This window comes from Pseudomonas sp. FH4 (assembly GCF_000510915.2).
Classification (GTDB): domain Bacteria; phylum Pseudomonadota; class Gammaproteobacteria; order Pseudomonadales; family Pseudomonadaceae; genus Aquipseudomonas; species Aquipseudomonas brenneri.
In genome coordinates this window covers 278801-303638 of the sequence record NZ_AOHN01000007.1, presented here as the reverse complement: position 1 = coordinate 303638, position 24838 = coordinate 278801, and the positions used below count along the sequence as shown (strand labels likewise).

14 protein-coding genes are annotated in these 24838 nt (G+C 62.3%); 5 read left to right on the top strand and 9 right to left on the bottom strand.

Translation table 11 applies throughout. The annotated features are described in order from the left end of the window. Positions 1-100 precede the first annotated feature (100 nt). From H097_RS06215 to H097_RS06205, 3 genes are all read left to right on the top strand, one after another. Complete coding sequence (locus tag H097_RS06215) at positions 101-1321, top strand: carbohydrate porin (RefSeq protein ID WP_032858274.1); 1221 nt, start codon at positions 101-103, stop codon at positions 1319-1321. 116 nt (positions 1322-1437) lie between these two features. Continuing rightward, entirely contained in the window at positions 1438-3969 is a 2532-nt protein-coding gene (ptsP, locus tag H097_RS06210) for a phosphoenolpyruvate--protein phosphotransferase (protein WP_032858273.1), read from the top strand. A 2-nt stretch (positions 3970-3971) separates the two neighbouring features. Further along, positions 3972-4256 (top strand): PTS transporter subunit EIIB, encoded by a 285-nt coding sequence (locus H097_RS06205; protein ID WP_032858272.1) that lies wholly within the window; start codon positions 3972-3974, stop codon positions 4254-4256. A 137-nt stretch (positions 4257-4393) separates the two neighbouring features. On the opposite strand, the gene mltF is transcribed toward H097_RS06205, so the two are convergent. Beyond that, complete coding sequence (gene mltF / locus H097_RS06200; RefSeq protein WP_032858270.1) at positions 4394-5854, bottom strand: membrane-bound lytic murein transglycosylase MltF; 1461 nt, start codon at positions 5852-5854, stop codon at positions 4394-4396. Between the two features lie 287 nt (positions 5855-6141). Between mltF and purL the strand changes: the two genes are divergently transcribed. After that, the gene (gene purL / locus H097_RS06195) at positions 6142-10038 is read left to right on the top strand and encodes a phosphoribosylformylglycinamidine synthase (protein ID WP_032858269.1); all 3897 of its coding nucleotides are present in this window, start codon (positions 6142-6144) and stop codon (positions 10036-10038) included. Between the two features lie 4 nt (positions 10039-10042). Beyond that, the gene (locus H097_RS06190; RefSeq protein WP_032858267.1) at positions 10043-10354 is read left to right on the top strand and encodes an NGG1p interacting factor 3 protein, NIF3; all 312 of its coding nucleotides are present in this window, start codon (positions 10043-10045) and stop codon (positions 10352-10354) included. A gap of 94 nt (positions 10355-10448) precedes the next feature. Here H097_RS06190 and H097_RS06185 read toward each other — a convergent pair whose 3' ends face one another. The 8 genes from H097_RS06185 to H097_RS06150 form a co-directional block, all read right to left on the bottom strand. Further along, entirely contained in the window at positions 10449-16178 is a 5730-nt protein-coding gene (locus tag H097_RS06185; RefSeq protein WP_032858265.1) for a membrane-targeted effector domain-containing toxin, read from the bottom strand. A gap of 81 nt (positions 16179-16259) precedes the next feature. Further along, on the bottom strand, positions 16260-17966 hold the full coding sequence (nagE, locus tag H097_RS06180; RefSeq protein ID WP_032858263.1) for an N-acetylglucosamine-specific PTS transporter subunit IIBC: 1707 nt from the start codon (positions 17964-17966) through the stop codon (positions 16260-16262). 26 nt (positions 17967-17992) lie between these two features. Then, complete coding sequence (gene ptsP / locus H097_RS06175) at positions 17993-20506, bottom strand: phosphoenolpyruvate--protein phosphotransferase (RefSeq protein ID WP_032858262.1); 2514 nt, start codon at positions 20504-20506, stop codon at positions 17993-17995. A 36-nt stretch (positions 20507-20542) separates the two neighbouring features. Continuing rightward, positions 20543-21565, bottom strand: coding sequence for an SIS domain-containing protein (locus tag H097_RS06170; protein WP_156356776.1), 1023 nt, complete (start codon positions 21563-21565; stop codon positions 20543-20545). Then, positions 21546-22652: an N-acetylglucosamine-6-phosphate deacetylase gene (gene nagA, locus H097_RS06165; RefSeq protein WP_032858258.1), complete on the bottom strand. Its 1107-nt coding sequence runs from the start codon at positions 22650-22652 to the stop codon at positions 21546-21548. Before nagA ends, H097_RS06170 begins: the two co-directional genes overlap by 20 nt. A 9-nt stretch (positions 22653-22661) precedes the next feature. Beyond that, entirely contained in the window at positions 22662-23420 is a 759-nt protein-coding gene (locus H097_RS06160) for a GntR family transcriptional regulator (RefSeq protein ID WP_032858256.1), read from the bottom strand. Between the two features lie 262 nt (positions 23421-23682). After that, entirely contained in the window at positions 23683-24186 is a 504-nt protein-coding gene (locus H097_RS06155; protein ID WP_029296160.1) for a L,D-transpeptidase family protein, read from the bottom strand. Positions 24187-24209: 23 nt separating this feature from the next. Continuing rightward, entirely contained in the window at positions 24210-24758 is a 549-nt protein-coding gene (locus tag H097_RS06150; protein ID WP_032858255.1) for an NUDIX hydrolase, read from the bottom strand. Positions 24759-24838 lie beyond the last annotated feature (80 nt).

Here is a 24838-nt window from a genome sequence, read left to right as displayed (position 1 = left end):
CGCGTGCATCCGGAATGCCCACGTCATCGTTGACGATTTTCGCGAGCAAGCTCGCTCCTACAGAATCGCGTTACAAACAATAAGAAAAAAGGAGCGCTTCATGAAAACAACAATAAAGCTGGGTCTCGTTGCATCTTGTCTAAGCGTACCGTTTGCCGCACACGCCCTGGAGTTCGCGGGCTATCTGCGCAGCGGCGCCGGCACCTCGACCGGCAGTGGCCCGCAGCAATGTTTCCAATTGCCGGGAGCCCAATCCAAATACCGCCTGGGCAACGAGTGCGAACAATACGCCGAGCTGGAGTTGCGCCAGGACCTGTTCACCCTCGACGACGGTTCGGTGCTCAGCGTCGATGCCATGGCTTCGTTGTACAACAAGTACGACCGCGAGCTGAAGTTCCAGGGCGAGAACAACGGTTCGGCGCGCATGCCGCAGATGTATGCCCAGTGGTCGAACATGCCCAGCCTCAATGGCGGCTCGTTGTGGGCCGGGCGGCGCTACTACAAACGTAATGACATTCATATTTCCGACTTCTACTACTGGAACCAGAGCGCCACCGGCGGCGGTATCGAGGACGTGTTGATTGGCGACCTGAAATACAGCTACGCCTTGTCGCGCAAGGACAACCTGTACCAGAAGGAATACGCCACTCGGCATGACTTCAATGTGGCGGGCTTCAAGACCAACCCCGGCGGCGAGCTGGAACTGGGCCTGAGTTACATCGAACAGGCCGGTGGCCGCGACACCCACAGCGGCTGGGCGCTGACCGCCCAGCATGTACAAAAACCGTTCCTTGGCGGCAAGAACAAGTTCGCCCTGCAGTACGGTGAAGGGCCGGGTACCGGCCTGGGTTACACCGGCAATACGGCGCTGGAACGCAGCAGCAAAAGCTACCGCGCAGTGGAGTTTTTCGACTGGCAAGTGACGCCGCGTTTTGGTGGCCAGGTCGAGGCGGTGTACCAAAAAGACGTGCGTCCCGGCAGCCAGGATCAGACCTGGATGTCCATCGGTGTGCGCCCGGCGTATGCCCTCAGCGAACAGTTCAAGCTGGTCACCGAACTGGGCCACGATCAGGTGGATGCCAGCGGCGGCACGCGCAAACTCAGCAAGTTCACCTTCGCTCCGACCTGGTCGCCCAAAGGCCCGGATTTCTGGGCGCGGCCGGAAGTGCGGTTGTACTACACCTATGCCACCTGGAACGAAGCGGCCAAGCGTGCGGCCAATGAATTGGCGGCGGGCTCGGCGCTGTCCGACAGCGGCTCCTATGGCACTGCGCGGCATGGCTCCAACTTCGGTGTGCAGGTCGAATACTGGTGGAAGTAATCCCTCGGTCGTACGCGGATTGAATGTGGGAGGCGTGCTCCCACATTTGGATATTCGTCACCCCGGAATTTGCATTCGCCCCATGATTTTTACAGAACCAAACAGCAGGTGATGTCATGACCACAACTCAACCCCTGGAACTGCTGGCGCCCCTGGCCGGCGTTCTGTTGCCCCTGGACCAGGTGCCGGATCCGGTGTTCTCCAGCCGCCTGATTGGCGACGGCGTGTGTATCGATCCCACTTCGCAGACCCTCTGCGCGCCGCTGGCCGGGGTGATCAGCAATGTCCAGGACAGTGGTCATGCGGTCAGTATCACGGACGACAACGGTGTGCAGGTGCTGATGCATATCGGCCTGGATACCGTGAACCTGGCGGGCAAGGGCTTCACCCGTCTGGTCGAGGAAGGCCAGCGGGTTGAGGCAGGCCAGCCATTGATTGAATTCGATGCCGATTTCATCGCGCTCAATGCCCGCAGTTTGTTGACCTTGATGCTGGTGGTCAGCGGCGAGCCCTTTGTGCTGCTGGCGGAGGACCGCGGACTGGTTGAGGCCGGGCAACCATTGCTGCGTGTGACGCCGGTCACACGCGCTGCTGATGACGATGATGAAGAGGGCGACGCCCTGTTCTCCAAGCCCTTGACGCTGCCCAATGCCAACGGCTTGCATGCCCGCCCGGCGGCGGTACTGGCGCAGGCGGCCAAGGGGTTCAAGGCGAGCATCTGCCTGCACAAGCAAACCCAGAGCGCCAACGCCAAGTCCCTGGTGGCGATCATGGCGTTGCAGACGGTGCAGGGCGATACCCTGCAAGTCAGCGCGGCGGGGCAGGATGCGGCGGCGGCGATCCAGGCATTGGTTGCGCTGTTGCTGGAGGGGTGTGGTGAAACCGTTATGGTGGTGACCGAGGTGGCCGCGCCGCTCGCGCCGTCATCGTCGGCGACCGTGTTGCGCGGCGTGTGTGCGTCGCCCGGTTCGGCGTTTGGCCTGGTGGTGCAAGTGGCTGAGCCGCAGCTGAGTATCCCCGAATTCGGTGGCGCAGAGCAGGTCGAGCGCGCCCTGCTGGAGCGTGGCCTGCGCGCTGCAACCGAGGCGCTGCAAACCCTGCAAGCCAAGGCCGATGGCAGTGCCCAGGCCGAGATTTTCCGGGCCCATCAGGAGTTGCTCGAAGACCCGACACTGCTCGAACAAGCCCACGACCTGCTCGCCACAGGCAAGAGCGCCGCCTTTGCCTGGAACAGCGCCACGGTGGCCACTGCCGAACTGTTCCAGGGCCTGGGCAATGCTTTGCTCGCCGAGCGCGCGGCGGACCTGGCCGATGTCGGCCAGCGCGTATTGAAACTGATCCTGGGCGTCCAGGACACTACATGGGACCTGCCTGAACGCGCGATCCTGATTGCCGAACAACTGACACCTTCGCAAACCGCCAGCCTGGATACGCGCAAGGTCCTGGGGTTTGTCACCGTCGGTGGCGGTGCCACCAGCCACGTGGCGATCCTTGCCCGTGCCCTGGGCCTGCCGGCCGTCTGTGGGGCGCCGGCACAGGTATTGACGCTGGCCAACGGCAAGCAGGTACTGCTCGATGCCGACAAAGGCGAGCTGCACCTGGCGCCGAACTTGGCCGAGATCGAACAACTGGAAGCCGCGCGCAAACAGCACGTGCTGCGCCGTCAGCGTGACGTGGCGCAGGCTGCCTTGCCGGCGACCACCCGCGACGGTCATCACGTCGAAGTCACCGCTAACGTTGCCTCGTTGCAGGAAGTGGAGCAGTCCCTGACCCTCGGCGGTGAAGGCGTCGGCCTGCTGCGTTCAGAGTTTCTCTACCTGGAGCGCAACCGCGCGCCCAGTCCCGAGGAGCAGGCTGGCACCTACAGCGCCATTGCCCGCGCCCTGGGCCCTGAACGTAATCTGGTGGTGCGCACCCTCGATGTGGGGGGCGACAAGCCGCTGGCTTATGTACCGATGGACGCCGAGACCAATCCGTTTCTCGGCCTGCGCGGGATTCGCCTGTGCCTGGAGCGCCCGCAATTGCTGCGTGAACAGTTGCGGGCGATCCTCGCCAGTGCCGGTTTGGCGCGGCTGCATATCATGTTGCCGATGGTCAGCCTGCTGTCGGAACTGCGCCAGGCCCGCAGGATCCTGGAAGAGGAGGCGGCGACCCTGGGGCTTGCCGAGCTGCCGAAGCTGGGCATCATGATCGAGGTGCCGTCAGCGGCGTTGATGGCGGATGTGTTCGCGCCCCATGTGGATTTTTTCTCCATCGGCACCAATGACCTGACCCAATACACCCTGGCCATGGACCGCGACCACCCGCGCCTGGCCAGCCAGGCCGACAGCTTTCACCCGGCGGTGCTGCGCCTGATCGCCACCACGGTCAAGGCCGCCCATGCCCATGGCAAGTGGGTGGGCGTATGCGGCGCGCTGGCGTCTGAAACCCTGGCGGTGCCGATGTTGATCGGGCTCGGAGTCGACGAGTTGTCTGTCAGCGTGCCGCTGATCCCGAGTATCAAGGCCACGGTGCGTGACCTGGACCTGGCCGACTGCCAACTGATCGCCCATCAGGTGTTGAACCTGGAAGAGGCCGCCCAAGTACGCGAGGCCCTGAGCCAGTACCACGCAGCGACCGTCGAAACCTCATTGGTTGTGGAGAACTGAACATGTTCGAGAAATTGCAGCGGGCGTTCTGGAAAGCCCTGACCCCGGATCTGGTCGCCGAAACGGTGCTTGCCGAGCCGGCGGCTGATGCGTTGTTGGCGCCGGCGGTGCTGAGTGCACTGGGTGGGGCGAATAATCTCAAGTCACAACAGCGGGTGGCATTGACGCGGATCCGCGTGCAGTTACAGGACCCGGCACGGGTGGATGAGGCGGCGCTGAAGGCGGCAGGGGTTGCGGCGGTGATGATATTGACGGGCGGTGTGGTGCATCTGATCACTGGCCAATAAGACACCGCTGATCAAAAGTGTGGGAGCGGGCTTGCTCGCGATAGCGGTGGGTCAGTTGATGAATGTTTTACTGGCACACCGCTATCGCGAGCAAGCCCGCTCCCACATTGGGTTTTGTGGTGTTTGGAGGGTTGAGGTTACAACTGCGGGCTATCTTCGGCAGGCTTGGTCTTGTCCACACCCGGCACATGCAGGTTGCCTTCCACCACCTGGTTGCCCTCCAGCTGCGGCTGGGTCACCCAGGTCAGGATGTCGTAGTAGCGCCGGATGTTGGCCACGAAGTGCACCGGCTCGCCGCCCCGGGCGTAGCCGTAGCGGGTCTTGCTGTACCACTGCTTCTGCGACAGGCGCGGCAGCATTTTCTTCACGTCCAGCCATTTGTTCGGGTTCAGGCCTTCCTTTTGCGCCAGCTTGCGCGCGTCATCCAGGTGCCCTCCGCCGACGTTGTAGGCCGCCAGGGCAAACCAGGTGCGATCAGGTTCAAGGATCTTGTCGTCCAGTTCGCTTTTGATCATCGCCAGGTACTTGGCGCCGCCCTTGATGCTCTGCCGGGCGTCCAGGCGGTTGGACACGCCCATCGCCTGGGCGGTGTTCTGGGTCAGCATCATCAGGCCGCGCACGCCGGTCTTGGAAGTGACCGTCGGTTGCCACAACGACTCCTGATAACCAATGGCTGCCAATAGCCGCCAATCGACTTTCTCTTCCTTGGCCGAGGTCTTGAAGAACTTCTCGTACTTGGGCAGGCGCTGCTGCAAGTGCTGGGCAAAGGTGTAGGCGCCGACGTAGCCCAGTACATCGACATGCCCGTAGTAACGATCCTTGAGGCGTTGCAGGGTGCCGTTCTTCTCGACCTTGTCGAGGTAGCTGTTGACCTCGTTGAGCAGGCTGTTGTCCTCACCCGCAGCCACGGCCCAGCTCTGGTTGCTGGCGTCGCCCAGGTCGAAGGCGACCCGTACGTTGGGGAAGTACACCTGGTTCATCGCCACTTCATTGGAGTCGACCAGGGTCAGGTCGATTTGCCCCTCGTCGACCATGCGCAGCAGGTCGACTACTTCAACGGCGTCGGACTCTTCGTATTCAATCGCAGGATTCTGCTTTTTCAGCTCGGCCAGTTGCTCGGCGTGGGTACTGCCCTTGAGCACCATGATCTTCTTGCCCACCAGGTCGGCGGCGTTGGTGGGGCGGGACTGGCCGTTGCGGTAGATGATCTGCGGGGTGACTTCCAGATACGCATGGGAGAAGCGCACCTGTTGTTTGCGCTGTTCGCTGCTGACCAGGCCGGCGGCGGCCAGGACCGGGCCGTTGGGTTTGCCCAACTGGCCGAACAGGTCGTCGAGGTTGTCGGCGGTCTCGATTTCAAGCTTCACCCCCAGGTCGTCGGCAAAGCGCTTGACCAGTTCGTATTCGAAACCGGTTTCGCCGTTGCGGTCCTGGAAATAGGTGGCCGGACTGTTTCGGGTAACCACCCGCAATACGCCATCCTCCTTGATTCGCTCAAGCGTGCTGGGCTTATCAACACAGGCGCTGAGCATCAGGAAGAGTCCGGTGGCGATGAGCCATTTGGCGCATCGCGGGCGCAAAGCAGTTGGGGAGAACATCTGCGCAGTATACGCAAACGGCCCACGGCGCCATATATCGACAGCATGGGAGTTGTCTGCTAGCGCTGGCGAAACTGTGCTGCAGCCCGCAGAAACGTGGCCTGGGGCGCAATTATGACGGTTAAAATAACTGCGTCGGTAGCGCTGGAAAACGTCGCGATACCGTGCAATCTGTGCCAACTGACGTTCGGCAGCGGCCAGTCGTACCGTTTCGGGTGCCGTTGGCAGCGGTTTACGCTAGAATGCACGGCCTCAAAGCACACCCCCTTCCCGAGGCTGTCCCGAAGATGTTGATCCTGCGCGGCGCTCCTGCCCTTTCTGCCTTTCGCCACAGCAAACTCCTTGAGCAACTGAGCCAGAAGGTTCCAGCTGTTACAGGCCTGTACGCTGAATTTGCTCACTTCGCCGACGTCAACGGCGTTTTGACCGCCGACGAACAGCAAGTGCTGGCACGCCTTCTGAAGTACGGTCCCAGCGTTCCTGTTCAAGAGCCGACTGGCCGCTTGTTCCTGGTTCTGCCACGGTTCGGCACCATCTCGCCCTGGTCGAGCAAGGCCAGCGATATCGCCCGCAACTGCGGCCTGTCGAGCATCCAGCGCCTGGAACGCGGCATTGCCTTCTACGTGGCTGGCCAGTTCAGCGATGCCGAAGCCGAGCTGATCGCCAGCAGCCTGCATGACCGCATGACCCAGATCATCGTCAGCCAGCTGGAACAGGCTGCCGGCCTGTTCAGCCACGCCGAGCCCAAGCCGCTCACCGCGATTGACGTGCTTGGCGGTGGCCGCGCCGCCCTTGAGAAGGCCAACACCGAACTGGGCCTGGCCCTGGCCGAAGACGAGATCGACTACCTGGTCAACGCCTTCACTGGCCTTGCGCGCAACCCGCATGACATCGAACTGATGATGTTTGCCCAGGCCAACTCCGAGCACTGCCGTCACAAGATCTTCAACGCCAGTTGGGATATCGACGGCCAGAGCCAGGAAAAAAGCCTGTTCGGCATGATCAAGAACACCTACGTGATGCACAGCGAAGGCGTTCTGTCGGCGTACAAGGACAACGCCTCGGTGATTGTCGGCAGCGTCGCCGGCCGTTTCTTCCCGGACCCTGAGACCCGCCAGTACGGCGCGGTGCAGGAGCCGGTGCATATCTTGATGAAGGTCGAGACTCACAACCACCCGACCGCGATTGCCCCGTTTCCGGGTGCAGCCACCGGCTCGGGCGGCGAAATCCGCGACGAAGGTGCTACCGGCCGTGGCGCCAAGCCCAAGGCGGGCCTGACCGGCTTCACCGTGTCCAACCTGCAGATCCCGGGCTTCGAACAGCCATGGGAAGTGCCGTACGGCAAGCCTGAGCGCATTGTTACCGCACTCGACATCATGATCGAAGGCCCGCTGGGCGGCGCCGCGTTCAACAACGAATTCGGGCGTCCGGCGCTGACCGGTTATTTCCGTACCTTCGAACAGTCCATCACCACCCCCCATGGCGACGAAGTGCGCGGCTACCACAAGCCGATCATGCTGGCCGGCGGCATGGGCAACATCCGTGAAGAACACGTCAAGAAAGGCGAGATCCTGGTCGGCTCCAAGCTGATCGTGCTCGGCGGCCCGGCGATGTTGATTGGCCTGGGCGGCGGCGCGGCTTCCTCCATGGCCACCGGCACCAGCTCGGCCGACCTCGACTTCGCTTCGGTACAGCGCGAAAACCCAGAGATGGAGCGTCGCTGCCAGGAAGTCATCGACCGTTGCTGGCAGTTGGGTGACAAGAACCCGATCAGCTTCATCCACGACGTCGGTGCCGGTGGTTTGTCCAACGCCTTCCCGGAACTGGTTAACGATGGCGACCGTGGTGGCCGTTTCGAGCTGCGCAACATTCCAAACGACGAGCCGGGCATGGCCCCGCACGAAATCTGGAGCAACGAATCCCAGGAACGCTACGTACTGGCCGTTGGCCCGGCGGACTTCGAACGCTTCCAGGCCATCTGCGAGCGCGAGCGCTGCCCGTTCGCGGTGGTCGGCGAAGCCACTGCCGAGCCGCAACTGACGGTCACCGACAGCCACTTCGGCAACAGCCCGGTGGACATGCCTCTGGAAGTGCTGCTGGGCAAAGCCCCGCGCATGCACCGTTCGGCGGTACGTGAAGCCGAGCTGGGCGATGATTTCGACCCAAGCACTCTGGACCTGGCCGATAGCATCGAACGTGTGCTGCATCACCCGGCCGTGGCGAGCAAGAGCTTCCTGATCACCATCGGCGACCGCACCATCACCGGCCTGGTTGCCCGTGACCAGATGGTTGGCCCATGGCAGGTGCCGGTAGCTGACGTTGCCGTGACCGCCACCAGCTTCGACGTGTACACCGGTGAAGCCATGGCCATGGGCGAGCGTACCCCGCTGGCCCTGCTGGACGCCCCGGCGTCGGGCCGCATGGCCATTGGTGAAACCATCACCAACATCGTCGCTTCGCGCATTGGCAAGCTGTCCGACATCAAGCTGTCGGCCAACTGGATGTCTGCCGCCGGTCACCCGGGTGAAGATGCGCGTCTGTATGACACCGTCAAGGCGGTGGGCATGGAGCTGTGCCCTGAGTTGGGTATCACCATCCCGGTGGGCAAGGACTCCATGTCCATGGCCACGCGCTGGAACGAAGACGGCACCGACAAGAGCGTCACTTCGCCGCTGTCGCTGATCGTCACCGGTTTTGCACCGGTCACCGATATCCGCCAGACCCTGACCCCGCAACTGCGCATGGACAAGGGCACCACCGACCTGATCCTGGTCGACCTGGGCCGTGGCCAGAACCGCATGGGCGCCTCGATCCTCGCCCAGACCCATGGCAAGCTCGGCAAACAGGCACCGGACGTCGACGACGCCGAAGACCTGAAAGCCTTCTTCGCGGTGATCCAGGGCCTGAATGCCGACGGTCACTTGCTGGCTTACCATGACCGTTCCGACGGTGGCTTGCTGACCAGCGTCGTCGAAATGGCCTTCGCCGGTCACTGCGGCCTGAGCCTGAACCTCGACGGCCTGGCGGAAACGTCTGCCGATATCGCCGCCATCCTGTTCAACGAAGAGTTGGGCGCAGTGATCCAGGTTCGCCAGGACGCCACCCCGGACGTGTTGGCACAGTTCAGCGCCGCTGGCCTGGGCGACTGCGTGGCCGTGGTCGGCCAGCCGATCAACAACGGCGTGATCAACATTGTCTTCAACGGCGATACCGTGTTCGAAGGCCAGCGCCGCCTGTTGCAACGCCAGTGGGCCGAGACCAGCTATCAGATCCAGCGCCTGCGTGACAACGCGGACTGCGCCGAGCAGGAATTCGACGTGATCCTGGAGGAAGACAACCCGGGCCTGAGCACCAAGCTCAGCTTCGACGTCAACCAGGACATCGCCGCGCCTTACATCAAGAAAGGCATTCGCCCACAGGTTGCCGTACTGCGTGAGCAGGGCGTCAACGGCCAGGTGGAAATGGCGGCTGCATTCGACCGCGCCGGCTTCAATGCGATCGACGTGCACATGAGCGATATCCTCGCCGGTCGCGTTGACCTCAACGCGTTCAAAGGCCTGGTGGCCTGCGGTGGCTTCTCCTACGGCGACGTGCTGGGTGCCGGTGAAGGCTGGGCCAAGTCGGCCTTGTTCAACAGCCGTGCCCGCGATGCGTTCCAGGGTTTCTTCGAGCGTAACGACAGCTTCACCCTGGGTGTGTGCAACGGTTGCCAGATGATGTCCAACCTCAGCGAACTGATCCCGGGCAGCGAGTTCTGGCCGCACTTTGTGCGCAACCGTTCCGAGCAGTTCGAAGCCCGTGTAGCCATGGTGCAGGTGCAGGAGTCCAACTCGATCTTCCTGCAGGGCATGGCCGGTTCGCGCATGCCAATCGCCATTGCCCACGGTGAAGGCCATGCCGAGTTCGAAAGCGAAGAAGCACTGCTCGAAGCCGATCTGTCCGGCACCGTGGCCCTGCGTTTCGTCGACAACCATGGCAAGGTCACCGAAAGCTACCCGGCCAACCCGAACGGCTCGCCGCGCGGGATCACCGGCCTGACCAGCCGCGACGGACGCGTGACCATCATGATGCCGCACCCGGAGCGTGTATTCCGCGCCGTGCAGAACTCGTGGCGCCCGGAAGAGTGGAACGAAGACGGCGCGTGGATGCGCATGTTCCGCAACGCTCGTGTGTGGGTGAACTAAGACGGTGTACAAGCTCGCCTTCTTCGTACCCGACAGCCATGTGGAGGCGGTGAAAACCGCCGTCTTCGCAGCCGGCGGCGGGCGCATCGGCGACTACGACAGCTGCGCCTGGCAAGTGCTGGGCCAGGGCCAGTTTCGCGCGTTGGACGGCAGCCAGCCGTTTCTCGGGCAGATTGGCCAGGTTGAAGTGGTTGAGGAGTGGAAGGTCGAGCTGGTGGTGGCCGATGAGTTGATCAAGGCGGTTGTCGCGGCCTTGAAGCTCAGCCACCCCTACGAGACACCGGCGTATGAAGTGTGGCAGTTGGCGGATTTCTGATCGGCTGGCTGTTGAAACAAGAAACCCGCTGGGCCAGGTTGGTCAGCGGGTTTTTTGTTTGCTGTCATGTAGCCAGGATCAAGGTATCAATGGTTCACGGCGCGGGTCTCAACCCCACTTCAGCCTGCAGCGCCTCAATCAGTATGTTTTCGTAGCTGAAACGCTTGCCTTGCATGGGCTCCCAACGGTCGACATAAAACAGGCCGTTGTCGTCGACCTTGATTGGTGTCGACACTATTTCCCCGGTGCGGGAGCGGTGCAACACATTATTCTGTGCCGGTGATGGGCGTTCTATCAGGAACAGGCCTGGGCGATTCAAGCGTGACCGGTCCACCGGGACGAAGGGGGTAAGGGCTTTGATACCGTCAACGCCGGCGTCCAAGATGAAGTCACTGCGCAAGGCTCGCTTATAAGGGCTTATGCCCTCGGCAAATGTTTCCCAGTCACCAGGGCGGATATTCTGGGCCAGCGCAGGCGCCGTGTCCCGGACATGCAGGCTGACAGCACCTTGCAGCTGCACCAGGCCGGGTACTTCCAGATTGGTATTGGTGTGTACGCTGCCGACGAAAGCGACCCACTTGTGAGGCCCATGCGCAGCCTGGTCAGCCTTGATCACCTCAGAGGCGAAGTAGCTGAACATCCGGTTGCGCAACACGTCCGCATCTCCCGCCCCCTTGATGTTGTAGCTGGCGGTGCAGTCCAGCGCCCGGATACGCAGGCCATGCTTGGCTGCGGTTTGGATGACCTCGGTGTAGGTGTTGCTGCCGGTGTAGTTCGGCATATGGCCTCGGTCCAACTGCCTGAGATAGTGCTTGAGATTGTCGGGCAGCCGTTGGGTACGCAGGAACACATCCAGGTCCGCCTGATGCATATCGGTCAGCAGGTGCTCAACGTACAGGGTCTTGAACTCCAGCTTCTTGAGTTTATTCATGTAGTCGCGCAGCAGTCGCTTGCTGGATTGAGCCCCGTGCCCTTCACCCAACACCAGCCCCGAGAACTCGCTGTGAGCAACGCTCTCCAGCAATGTGTCCGGTGCTTGCGGCGAGCCCAGCACGGAAGGATCGGGCCTTGTCGGTGGCACGTGGCTGTCCAGGTAGGTGTCTGCGTCTTTACTCAGGCGTGTTCTGGCCTCCTGAAAAGCCTGGAACGCTTCATGATGCTCTGGATTCTGTGGGAAGTAGCGGGTGTCCAGGCCATGGCGAGTATCGCTCTGTCGGCTGATGCTGTCCCGGAGCGCGGGGGGAATATCGTACTCACTGAAATGCGTCACGACGTCGGCCGGTGCTGCGCTGGCTGACGCGGCCTGTTCGGGAGCTTTGTACGCAGTGTGCAGGCTCAACCGGTAGTCGCCCCTGGCCGACGGGTCACCCGCGATAGCGCCCGGCGTGTCGATCCAGAGGCCCACGGGTTGGTTCGCGCCCACATCCTCCACGCGCAGTGCGACTGCATCCTGCAAGTCCGCCAGGCCAGGGGTTTGCTCGAATGTCCGCAGGCGCGAGTGATCCACGAGGGCAACCCAGCGTTCATCCTGTTCATTGAGGGCATCGGCCTCGATGGCTTTGTGGGTGTAGAAGTTCCTGATGCTATTGCCCCGTACCGTGGTCGGCGGGGTATCACCCATTTGCAGCGCATCGTCCAGCAGATAGGAGGTAGAGGCGTCCAGAGCCTTGATCTTCACTCCCTTCTCCTGGGCCTTTCGGACCAGCGAGACATAGGAATACTGGGCGTCCTCGGCAAAACCGAGCGCTTTATCGACGGCTCTCAGATGTCGTTCGATGTGCTTCCAGGATTTGCCGCTGTTGAGCTTCTCCAGTTTCAGGCGGAAGACATCGGTGGGCAGGTACTCGATGTAGAGATGCTTGAAGCCTTTGCTGACCAAGGCGTCCATCTGGGTGATTAGCAGTTGTTTACTGGCGATGGAACCCGGTATCGCGCCGATGACCAGGTTCTTGTTCCCGCTGAAGACGTTGCTGGTGATCAGCTGCGAAAGAGATGTGCTGGCGTCGAGGGCCGGGGGTTCGGCGCGGGCAGCCAGCGGGGCGAGGCTTTTGAAAAAGTCTTGGGCGTCTGCTGTCAGGCGCTCGGCTTGTTGCAGATAAATCGTGCGCAGGGATAGAAGCTCAATGGCGCCAGTTCCCCGTGCGACCTCCTTGGAGCCGAACTCCCATTCAGACCGCAATAGTATTCCTGCCCGCACCTGCGGGTTGAGCGCCAGCTCCATTTTGCCCGCGTACTTTGCCGGTATTTCATAGGGCTTGAGCTGTTCCGGAGTGTCGGGCAGTTTTTCATACTTGGGCGCGCCCCCGGTGATGCCGGTACGACTCCAGACGCCCTGTGCATCGGGGGCGGCCACGCGGGTTGTGGAAACCAGTTTGCCGGTGACCGGATCCAGTCGGTACAGCAAGTAGCGGCCGATTGCATCCGGGGTCTTTTTCGCCCACAGGGCCTCGCCACCGAACAGTACCGCCTGCATGTCCGCTAGCGCCAACAGTTTGGGTTGCAATGGCTGGATCAACTTCAAGGCTTCGCTTGGAACGGCAGCTATCTTGGCCGCTTGACGCAGGGGCGTTTTTGCAAGCTGTTTGAGCGAAACCAAGGCCGGTCGTAGATCGGTGAATACCGCACCGGCGCTGTTGAGCACGTAACCGATCAAGTGCTCGACGGCTGCTCTGGTATCGCCCTGTTGATAGGCGTGCAAGGCCAGCATGCCATCCTTGAACGCCAGCAACATGCCCAGGCTCAGGCTGAGGATGGGGAACGGCGCGGTGGCAATGGCGGTAACCCATTCCACGCAGGTCCACAGGATAGCGGAGACCATTTGGTGGCGATTGACCGTAGTGCCTTCAACATCGTCGATCTTGCGCTGCAGCTTCATGTTGTACAGCGCCTGACGCAGGTCCATGAGTGGCGGCTGGCCGTGAGTCGAGTCATAGCGTGCGGGGCTGGCAGACGTCTTATCCAAGTCCTCGGGCAATTGCGCCTTGGCGTTTTCCAGGAAGGTGCGTACCCGGGTCTGTGACTGGGCACCGACTCGTAGCGTGAAGTAGCCGACCATCCCGGGCGTTTTTTTCAGCAGGTAATTGAATTGCCGTGCCTCACGAAAGCTAATGCCGTCCGGTGCGTTGGGGGTGTAGAGCAGCGTAGGGAAACCGGCGTGACTGAAGAGAAAGCTGTCGATCACCCACTCACCGTCGACCAGTAGTCGATGGATGGCATAGGTGCCGCGCGTGTCGGCGGCGCTATCGCCCATACTGGCGATGCTACGATCCAGCCATTCCCAATCCACCCCGGCGATATACCCTTGCAGGCGGCACTCCAGGGCCGCGCTTTGCATCTGGTACTGGGTAATGCTCAGGGTTGCATTACGCCGTAGCTCATAGCCCGCGCTGCTGGCATTCAGCAGCTGGGTCTTGACTTCGTTGATATAGCGCTGGCCAATCCAGACTCCGGTGACTGAGCGTGCGACCTTTTCAGCGGTCAGTGGTCTCAGGTCAATATCTTTAGGGCCTTTGAAACGTGCAGCCCTGGAGAACTTCTCATCGAGAAAACCCACGCCGTCGGCATAGCCGTCACGGTACAGTTGGGTGTAGGTCAGGGGGGCAGGGGTCCATGAAGCGAGCAGCGCTGGTGGTGAAAAGGCCCAGACGGTATCGGGATCAACATCGTTCTGGCGGCGCCCCAGTAGTTCGTTCAGGCGCTTTTTCGCTTGCTCATGCAGGTAGCTGGAGAAGCTTTGGAAGCGTGCATCGGACAGCGGGAAGTCGTTGTAGGCTTGCAGCGCACCTTCGGCGTTTTCAGATAGTTTCAGCAGTTTCTGGCGGTTGGCGGTACTGGTGGCGCGATACCAGTCCGGCGTGCTGAACGCATAGTCGTCGACCCGTGTCGCCAGCACATGCTGCGACATGGCCTGCAGGCAGTGGGCGTGGCTGCCGATGTTGCCAAACCGGACCTTTTGGTATTCCTGGGCGTGAGGCTTGCCGCTCAGGCCGGTCAATACCTGCTTCATTGCGCCGCGAAAACGCAGGGCGACTCGCTTGATCAGGTAGTCGGTCAGAGTACCCGGGGGGTGTTTCGCGCCATTGTCCAGGCTCCAGCCGAGGATGTGGCTCTGGCAGGCGATCTCACTGTCGAATGCCTGGAACTGCTGTTCCCGAGGTGCTTGTGGCGTACACAGCAGCAAGCGTGTGACTGTGCCACGGGCGTCGCTCTGGCGCAGCACCCACATATCCTGCAGCTGGGCTTCATGCAGTGACAGGGTCGCGGCGCTCAGGCGGGTGTCGGTGCCCTGGCGCAGGTTCTGCACCAACTGGAAGTCACCCTCACTGAGGTGCCCCTGGAGCAGAGCGGTATAGGCCAGCGCGTTGATCCGTTGGTCGAGCATCTGTTCGATCGCTTGGCTGGTTTCGGGCTTTGCATGCATCTGTTGCTGCACCGCCGCGAAGTCGAGGCGCGGTTGCAAGGTGTTGAGCGTTTGCGCCAGCCAGGCCACCGTCAAGTCCTTGTAGGCCTCGGGCAGAGGCGCCTCTTTATAGGTGAGCGTGGTTTTTTTCAGGAAGTCCGAGCCCGTCTGTTCGTCACCTTCGTGCAGCCCGCGCAAGGCCAGGTCGATCAGCGTACGGCGGTGTTCGTACTCGCCGATGGGGGCGACGTAACGGCGAGTGTTGATCACCAGGTGTTCTGGCGCCAGGTCGTGGATATCCAGCTCGTCGCTCAGTCGTTCGAGGACTTGATAGCGGGCCAGGGTTTGTGGCGTGGTGACCGGGCCCAGCAGATCAAGCAGGTTCTCGCGGGCTGCGTTGTACTCCGCCAGGTGGCCGGCGAGCGTGATTCGGTGAGCATCGCTGGCGCTGCGGTACCAGTCTGGGGCGCTATGGCGCAGGTAACGTTCCAGCAGGCGTTGGGCGCGCCACGCCAGGCGTGAAGTCAGGTCGGGCAGCGAGGCCACGATGGCTTGATCCAGTGCGTTGATCAACTTATCCATGGCCTGTTCGGGGTTGCCCACGAGGTTCAGCGCGTGGTCGATGTCTTCGGTGCGCTTGTTGATCAGGGCGTTATAGGTGTGTTCGAACAAAGGCCTGTCGTTGATGGGCGTCAGCTCCAGCGGCCAGATCGCACCGGGTGTGATGTCGTGGTAGCGCACCGGTAACAGTTGCATGAAGGCGTGCCGCTGCGCTGCGTCGTCCATGCCCTGCTGTAAATGCGTATTCAATTGAGGCAGGGAGCCAAAGGCTTCAATCCCACGGGCAGGGGTGAACAGCATGACTTCGCCAACGGCCGGCATGGACGACAGGTCGGTGATCTGCGGGCTGGATTTTTCGGTCAGGACAAAGGCCCCGGCCAGTTCGATGGGCCGCTCCTGATAGCGCAAGGTCAAGGCGTAGAAGCCAGGGCGCAGGGTGCTGCCCAGCGGCACGCGCTCCAGCATGGCTTGCTGGTGTGGGTGCAACAGCCGGTCCTGGGTGCTGAGGGTCGTCTCATTGGCCAGGGCGGTGAAGCCTGCCTCAAAGGTCATGAAGGATTTGCAGGGTTTTCCATCGATTTGCTCGTAGAGGTCGAGCTGTTGCAGGTGTGCGTTGAGCGTGGTCTTGAGCGAAGCCAGCTGTTGGGGCAGGTCACTTTGTTTGAGTGATTGATAAAGAGCCCGGCCCTTGCGCAGGAACTGCTGCCGGTAGTTCGTCAGGATGGCGTTGGTTTTTTCCAGATAAGCCAGTTCGACTGATGGTTTATGTGCGGGCAACAGTGATGCTTTGACGTCGAGCAGGTGATGACCGATCTGATTGAGGTTGCCTTTGATGCCTTCAAAGGCTTGGGTTGATGTGCTCACAAGTACGTTCTCCATGCTGGGGATAAGAACCCGCAGCATGGGGAGTCGCGCCTTTGGCAGGGCAGTAGATAAGTAGCGGCGTCAGGCGCCGGTGCGCACCGTGTTGCGGCTGGCCAGGGCCTTGAGTGCAGTGCTCAAACCCTGTGCCGATTCGCCCACCAGCAGGTGCCAGATACCGTCGTCGAGCTGGCTGATACCCTGGCACCCCAGGGCCTTGAGTTGCTGCTCTGACAGCATCTGGTCATCGGCCAGTTGCAGGCGAATGCGGGTCATGGCTACACAATCCAACAGCAACACATTGTCTGCGCCGCCCAGTGCATTTAGCCATTGCTCGGCGTGTGACGGTGTAACGGTGCTGGCTTGAGGGAGAGGAGCGACGGATGGCGACGCGAGCTGGCTGGATGCAGGCATGGCCAGACGAATTTCATCGGCAATGCTGTCAGCCATTGGCCCCACCACCACTTGCAAGCTGCCGCCGTTGCCGGGACGCACCACTGCCATCGCGCCCAGGGCCTTGAGTTCTGCATCCACCGCCTTGCTGCGATCGACCATATCCAGGCGCAGGCGTGTGGTGCAGGCGCCGACGCTGAGCAGGTTGTCGGCACCGCCCAGGGCACGGATGTAGGCGGTAGCGCGCTGGTTGTCGGTCATGGCTTCGGCCTGCGCCACCTGGATATCTTCACGGCCAGGGGTTTTCAGGTTGAAGCGACGGATGCAATAGTTGAACACGCTGTAGTAGATCACCGCGTAAGCCAGGCCCACCGGGAAGACCAGCCAACCATTGGTGGACTTGCCCCAGCCCAGCACCATGTCGATGAACCCACCGGAGAAGGTAAAGCCCAGGTGGATATTCAGCAGGTTGGTGACGGCCATCGACAACCCGGTGAGTAGCGCATGTAGCAGGTACAGGAACGGTGCGAGGAACATGAAGGCGAATTCGATCGGCTCGGTGACCCCGGTGAGGAATGAGGTCAGGGCCATCGACAGGAAGATCCCGCCCATGATCTTGCGCCGCTCTGGCAGGGCGTTGCGGTACATCGCCAGACACGCGGCGGGCAGGCCGAACAGCATCACCGGGAACATGCCGGTCATGAACTGGCCGCCTTTGGGGTCGCCGGCAAAGTAGCGGGTCAGGTCGCCCGTGACCACCGCGCCGGTGACCGGGTCGGTGAAGCTGCCGAATACAAACCAGGCCATGTTGTTGAGGATATGGTGCAGCCCGGTGACGATCAGCAAGCGGTTGAACACGCCGAACACAAAGGCGCCGAGGCTGCCGCTTTCCATCAGCAGCACGCCGAAGCTATTGATGCCGTGCTGCACCGGTGGCCAGATCAGCCCGAAAATCACCCCCAGGCCCACCGCCGAAAACCCGGTGACAATCGGCACAAACCGCCGCCCGCCGAAGAACGCCAGGTACTCCGGCAGCTTGATGTCCTTGAAGCGGTTGTACAGCGCGCCGGCCATCAGACCGCTGACGATCCCGGCCAGCATGCCCATGTTGATGGTGCTGTCCATCACCTTGAGCGTGGAGACCATCACCAGGTAACCGATGGCTCCGGCAAGGCCGGCCGTGCCGTTGTTGTCGCGGGCAAAACCCACGGCGATGCCGATGGCGAAGATCAGCGCCAGGTTGGCGAAGATCGCTTGCCCGGCATCGTGCATCACCGCGATGTTCAGCAGGTCGGTGTCACCCAGGCGCAGCAGCAGGCCGGCAATCGGCAGGATCGCGATGGGTAGCATCAGCGCACGGCCCAGGCGTTGCAGGCCTTCGATAAATAGTTGGTACATGGCGAGTCTCCTTTTTCTTGTTGTTGTCAGCTCAGCGGCCAGTGGTGGTGACAGGCTTGGCGAACGGCTTTGGCGCTGCTCAGATTGAGCAATTCCTGGCTCCGTTGCCGGCATTGCGCGGCGTCCAGATGGCGTACGCGATCCTTGATTTCGGCAATTTGTGGCGGGCTCACGGACAGCTCGCGCACCCCCAGGCCAACCAGCACCGGCGTGGCCAGCGGGTCAGAGGCCAGGGCGCCACACACACCGACCCACCGGCCATGCTTCGCCGCGCCTGCGCAGGTCTGGGCAATCAGGCGCAACAGCGCCGGGTGCAAGGCATCGACCCGGGCGGCCAGGCCGGCGTGGTCACGGTCCATGGCCAGGGTGTATTGCGACAGGTCATTGGTGCCGATGGACAAAAAGTCCGCATGTTCGGCCAGTTGTTCGGCCATCAGCGCGGCGGCCGGTACTTCGATCATCACTCCCAGTTCCGGGCGTTGGGTCAGTTCCAGTTCGGCGCACAGTTCATCCAGGCGCTGGCGGATGTGCAGCAACTCGTCGACTTCGCTGACCATCGGCAGCAGGATCCGGCAGCGGGCCAGCGGGCTGACTTGCAGGAGTGCGCGCAGTTGCTGGTCGAGCAGTTCCGGGCGCACCTGGGCCATGCGGATACCGCGCAGGCCCAGCACCGGATTGGCCTCGGCGGGCAGTGGCAGATAATCGAGTTGCTTGTCGCCGCCGACGTCGATGGTGCGGATGATCACGGACTTGTCGCCCATGGCATCCAGCACGCCCTGATAGGCCAGGCGTTGTTCCTGTTCATCGGGTGCGGTGTGGCGGTCAACGAACAGGAATTCGGTACGCAGCAGGCCAACGCCGTCGGCGCCGTTTGCAAAGGCAAGCTGTGCTTCGCTGCTGGAAGCCACATTGGCGGCGACTTCGACACCCACGCCGTCGAGGGTCTGGGCCGGCGTCCGGGCCAGGGTCTGTTGCTGCTGGCGCTTGAGTTTTTGCGCATCGCGGATCTGATGGACTTCGGCGTGTCGTGCCTCGTCAGGGTGCAGTTCGAGGCGGCCATTGGCAGCGTCCAGCACCACCCGTTGGCCTTGCGGTACATCCAGCACTTCGCCGCCCAATGCCACTACGCACGGCAAACCTTTGCCCCGGGCCAGGATCGCCACGTGGGAGGTGGCGCCGCCTTCGGCCATGCAGATACCGGCCACGTCTTGCGCGCTCAGTTGCAGCAGGTCCGAGGGAGTCAATTCATGGGCGACGACAATGGCGCCTGCTGGCAACTCGAAATGCCAGGCCTCGCCCAGCAATGCGCGCAGTACTCGTTGCTGCAAATCCCGCAGGTCGTTGGCGCGCTCGGCAAACAAGGGTTTGCCCAAGCCCAGCAACACCGCGCATTGGGCCTGGATTGAGTCGCGCCAGGCATGGGTGGCGGCGCTGCCTTGTTCGATGGCGCCAGTGGCGGCGTCCAGTAGCGTCGGGTCTTCCAGCAGGGCCAGATGGGCGGCGAAGATCTCTTCTTCCTCGACGGCCTTGCGCTGGCGGGCGTGCGCCAGGGTGTTGCGGATTTCGCCGCGTACCTGTTCCAGGGCGTTATCCAGACGCTGCAATTGCTCATCGCGCACGTGGTTGCCCGGGTCTTGCGGCAACTCGATGGTGTTGAGCCGCAACAGCGGCCCGCAGACCAGGCCAGGAGCGGCGCAGACACCTTGCAATACGCCGGCTTCGCGGTTGATCGGGCGCGCCGCGACGATCACCGGGGCATGCACTGCTTCGTGGGGGGCGACGGATAACGCTGCGAGCAGTGCCTGCAACGCCGCATCACAATCCTTGCCCAGGCAGGTGACCTGTACCTCGTCCTGCTCACCGATGCCCAGGCCCATCAACCCGATCAGGCTGTCGCACGACGCCGATTTGCCGGCGAAATGCAGCTGCGACTGGCTGCTGAAACCTTGGGCGGTCTTGCGGATCAGGGCGGCGGGGCGCGCATGCAGGCCGCCGCGATGGGTGATGCGCACGCTGGCGCTGGCATGTGCCTGGGAGGTGTCGGCCACCACGGCCTGCACGACGCCCGCCTGACGCGCGACGATGCGCAGCAATGCCTCGCCGACCTTCACCGTATTCAACGCCACCGGGCGCACTTCGAACTGGTCGCCATTGGTGAGGATGATCAAGCTGACCAGGCTTTTGCACTGGCGGGCGATGCGGTCCAGGTCAAAGCGCACCAGGGCTTGCCCGTTGCTCACCCGCGTACCTTCCTTGACCAGCAAGGCAAAGCCTTCGCCTTGCAGTTGGACGGTGTCGATGCCCACGTGCAGCAGCACCTCGGCGCCATTGTCGGCGCGGATGGTCAGGGCGTGGCCGGTACGGGCAACATGGATCACCACGCCAGTGCACGGCGCATGCAGGCAGTCGTTGAGGGGGTCGATGGCAATCCCGTCGCCCATGGCGCCGCTGGCGAACACTTCATCTGGAACGTTGCCCAGGGTCAGCACCGGTCCGCTAAGGGGGGCGCTGAGGGTGAGGTCATTGTTATTGTTGGACATGGGCACGGTACTCATCAGGAAAACGCGGCAATCAACTCAATGGGTGCGAGTGACTTTGCTCAGGTGGCGGGGCTGATCCGGGTCCATGCCCCGGGCCTGGGCCAAACCGGCGGCCATCACATAGAAGCTTTGGATCGCCAGGATCGGGTCCAGGGCCGGGTGTTCGGCGCGGCTCAAGGTCAGGTCGCGTTCGGCGATATCGTCGGGCGCGGCCAGCAGTACCCGGGCCCCGCGTTGGCGCATTTCCGTAGCCAGGGTCAGCAGGCCCGGCTGTTCGGCGCAGCGTGGGGCGAACACCAGCAGCGGGTAGTTGTCATCGATCAACGCCATCGGCCCGTGGCGCACTTCGGCGCTGCTGAAGGCTTCGGCCTGGATCGCCGAGGTTTCCTTGAGCTTGAGCGCGGCTTCCTGGGCGATGGCAAACCCGGCGCCACGGCCGATGACCATCAGGCGTTGGCAGTCGCGCAGGGCGTCGATGGCCAGGCTCCAGTCCTGGGTCGCCGCTTCGCGCAGGCCGGCGGGCAAGGCGTGACAGGCTTCGAGCAGACCATCTTCCTGATTCCAGTGCCCGACCAACTGGGCGCTGGCGCTCAAGGTGGCGATAAAGCTCTTGGTCGCGGCCACGCTGCGCTCGGGGCCGGCGCACAGCGGTACATGGAACTCACACGCGGCCTCCAGGGGCGAGTCCTCGGCGTTGACCAGCGACACACTCAACGCGCCGCGTTTGCGCAGCAGGCGCAGGCTGTTGACCAGGTCCGGGCTCTGCCCCGACTGGGAAAAACCGAAGGCCGCCTGGCCGCTGACCTTCAGCGGCGCCTGCGACAGCGTCACCACGGACATCGGCAACGACGCCACCGGAATGCCCACGTGCTGCATGGCCAGGTAGGCGAAGTAACTGGCAGCGTGGTCCGAACTGCCACGGGCGACGGTCATTGCCACTTGCGGCGGCTGGCGGCGCAGGCGGCCGGCGACCTCGGCCAGCAGCGGGTCGAGGCATTGCAATTGGGCCGCGACGGCCTCACAGGAGGACAGGGCCTCTTCAAGCATTTTTGAAGTCAATGGTTTCTCCTTCGACCATTACGTCGGTGAGGTGCAGGGAGCGGTCCAGGCGCACACAGTCGGCAAAGCTGCCGGGTTGCAGGCGGCCGCGTTGTTCCAGGCCCAGATAGTCCGCAGGAAATTGCGACAGGCGCTGTGAGGCTTCGTTGATAGGCAGGCCGATCTTCACCAGGTTGCGCAGCGCCTGATCCATGGTCAGGGTGCTGCCGGCCAGGGTGCCGTCGGCCAGGCGTACGCCGCCCAGGCATTTGGTCACGGTATGGCTGCCCAGCTTGTATTCACCGTCGGGCATACCGGCGGCGGCGGTGGAGTCAGTGACGCAGTACAGGCATGGGATCGAGCGCAGGGCTACGCGCATGGCGCCGGGGTGCACGTGCAGCAGGTCCGGGATCAGTTCTGCGTAGGTCGCATGGGCCAAGGCCGCGCCGACGATGCCCGGCTCGCGGTGATGCAGCGGGCTCATGGCGTTGTATAAATGGGTGAAACTGGTCGCGCCGGCGGCCAGGGCGGCGACGCCTTCTTCATAGCTGCCCAGGGTGTGGCCGATCTGCATGCGCACCCCGCGCTGGCTGAGGGCGCGGATCAGGCCGTCATGGCCGGCGATTTCCGGGGCAATGGTGATCACCCGGATCGGTGCCAGGCGCAAATACTCCTCGACCTCGGCCATCAACGCGGTGTGGGCGAAGTTGGGCTGTGCGCCGAGTTTGCCCGGGTTGATGTAGGGGCCTTCCAGATGCACCCCCAGCACGCGGGCGCTGCCGGCCGGGCGCTGTTCGCAGAACTGGCCGAGCTCGCCGAGCACCCGGGAGATTTCTTCGACCGGGGCAGTCATGGTGGTGGCCAGCAGCGAAGTGGTGCCGAAACGCACATGGGTGCGGGTGATGGTCTCGAAGGCGCTGCGGCCTTCCATGATGTCCTTGCCGCCACCGCCGTGCACATGCAGGTCGATAAAACCCGGCAGCAAGTAGGGCAGATCGTTGTCGGCCGGATCGCAAAGCACGCCTTCGACGGCGCTGACTTTGCCTTCGTGGTGCACCAGGCGGCCGCGAATCCAGCCGTGGGGCGTGAGGATATTGTCTTCGGACATGGCAGTTCTCTAAGGCCGCAACTCGGCGGCAAAGTCGTATCGACGCAGCTCTGCGACAAAGTCGTAGTAATCGTTGCGGCAGTAGGTGTCGGTGATCTCGATCGGCGTGTTGTCGGCGGTGTAGCCGACCCGGGTCATCAGCAACATGGCGGTGCCGGGGGCGATGCCCACCAGGGCGGCGAATTCGTCCGAGGCGTTGATTGCCTGGATATGCTGCAGGGCGCGCACCACCGGTTTGCCGATAGATTCCAGGTGTTCATAGAGCGAGCAGCCGATGGCCTGGGGCTTGGGAATGAGCGAGGCCGGCAGGGCGCTCATCTCGATGGCCATGACGGTGTCATCGGCTTTGCGCAGGCGCTTGAGGCGCGCCACTTTGTCGGTGGGCGACAGGCACAGGCGGATCAGCTCTTCGTGGGTCGGCGGGGTGATTTCGCGCTCCAGCCACTGGGAACCGGGGACAAAGCCCTTGAGCCGCAGCATCTCGCTGAACCCCGAAAGGCGCGACAGCGGTTGTTCCAGGCGCGGCGTGATAAAGGTGCCGGAGCCCTGGTTGCGACGGATCAGCCCTTGGGCGAACAGCACTTCGAGGGCTTTGCGGGCAGTCACCCGGGAAATGCTCAGTTGCTCGCTGAGCACGCGTTCCGAGGGCAAGGCCTGCTCGGATTTCCATTGCCCGGCATGAATCGCTGCTTCCAGGCTGCGGGCCAGTTGCAGATAAAGCGGCGTGGATTGTTTGTCGTCGGGGCGCAGGGCCTGGATAGGATTCATCTGTAGGTTTCCGATGCGGTTATTGGAGTGTTGTCGCCCGGTATTGGCCGGAAATTAATACCACTTAAATACCATGTCAATGCTGCCAAAAGCGCGCAGATGCCTGTTTTCAAGCACCTTAAAGGTGCCTGGTATCAAGTGGTATTAGAGAGGTCTTTATCGCGCGCAGAAAGACGCAGCCCCTGGCAGTGAAATGGTATTCACCGGCAGGGGCTGTGGGGGAGGCAGGTTTTTTTTGAATTATTTTACGAACGGTCGAAGGTTACGGGCGGATCTCGATCATCGTGCCGTCCTTGACCAGGTTCCACACTTCGCGCATGTCGACATTGCGCATGCCGATGCAACCGTCGGTCCAGTCCAGGGTGTGGAACCACTGTTCGGGGTATTCCTCACTGTCTGGCGTGCCGTGGATCATGATCATGCTGCCGGGCTTGACCCCCTCGCGACGGGCGCGGGCGGCATCGCTGATGTTGGGGTAGGAGATATGCATGGAGAGGTTGAAGCGGTCGCTGGTCTTGCGCCAGTCGATCCAGTAGAAGCCTTCCGGGGTGCGGCGGTCGCCTTCGATCAGCTTGTGGCCCTTGGGGTTCTTGCCCAGGGAAATGCGGTAGGTCTTGAGCGGCTTGCCGTCGTTGATCAGTTGCAACTGATGGGCAGACTTGAGCACCAGGATCTTCTCGACGGGTTTACCGCCCAGGGTTTGCAGGGTGGTGGCGCACGACAGGCTGGCGAACGACAGGCAGAGCAGGGCAAGCAACCAACGCATTGGAACGATATCCGTATAAAGGCTTATTGCGCCGGTTGAGTCAGGGGCGGCACCGATTCGCTGCGCACGGGGAACACCTGTTGCCGACGGTCGGCGAAAAAGCATTCTAAGGTACGCCTGACCGTGCGGAAAGCCAGCTCGGACCAAGGGATGTCGGCTTCGTCGAACAACCTGACTTCCAGGCTCTCGGGGCCGGCGGCAAAGTCCAGGTCGATCAGTTCGGCCCGGTAGAAGATATGTACCTGGCTGATGTGCGGGACATCGATCAGCGTGTAGATATTCAGGTTGCGCACCCTGGCGCAGGCTTCCTCCAGGGTTTCGCGCATGGCGCCCTGTTCGACGGTCTCGCCGTTCTCCATAAAACCTGCGGGCAGGGTCCAGAAGCCCAGGCGCGGTTCGATGGCGCGCCGGCACAGCAACACCTGGTCGCCCCAGACCGGCAGGGTGCCGGCGACGATATTGGGATTCTGATAGTGAATGGTCTGACAGTGGTCACACACATAACGCAGGCGTGCGTCGCCTTCGGGAATGCGCTGGGTGACCGGTTTACCGCACTGGCTGCAGAAGTTCATGCTTGGGTTCCTGGGGACTGCGCCTATCTTGGCGTGCAGGGCAGTGGCCTGCAAGTTGTCGTTTAGCGACACCGCCAGGG